Origin of the sequence: Stenotrophomonas sp. PD6 (assembly GCF_049199305.1) — a bacterium.
Classification (GTDB): Bacteria; Pseudomonadota; Gammaproteobacteria; order Xanthomonadales; family Xanthomonadaceae; genus Stenotrophomonas.
In genome coordinates, this window is record NZ_JBLZQD010000042.1 from 1 (window position 1) to 255 (window position 255).

1 tRNA gene and 1 rRNA gene are annotated in these 255 nt (G+C 56.9%); both read left to right on the plus strand.

The annotated features are described in order from the left end of the window. Window positions 1-52, plus strand: a 16S ribosomal RNA gene (locus ACOZHM_RS20715); the annotation flags it as partial. 97 nt (window positions 53-149) lie between these two features. Beyond that, window positions 150-225 (plus strand) — tRNA-Ala (locus ACOZHM_RS20720). Window positions 226-255: the final 30 nt, after the last annotated feature.

Below are 255 nucleotides of genomic sequence, written 5' to 3' on the forward strand. Positions count from 1 at the left end.
GAAGTCGTAACAAGGTAGCCGTATCGGAAGGTGCGGCTGGATCACCTCCTTTTGAGCAAAGACAACATCGTCCTGTCGGGCGTCTTCACAAAGTACCTGCATTCAGAGTTTCGCATCGGCCCAGGGCTGGTGTGAGAAGTCCCGTATATGGGGCCTTAGCTCAGCTGGGAGAGCACCTGCTTTGCAAGCAGGGGGTCGTCGGTTCGATCCCGACAGGCTCCACCACACGTTGCGCCTTTATCAGCGCAAACGGCA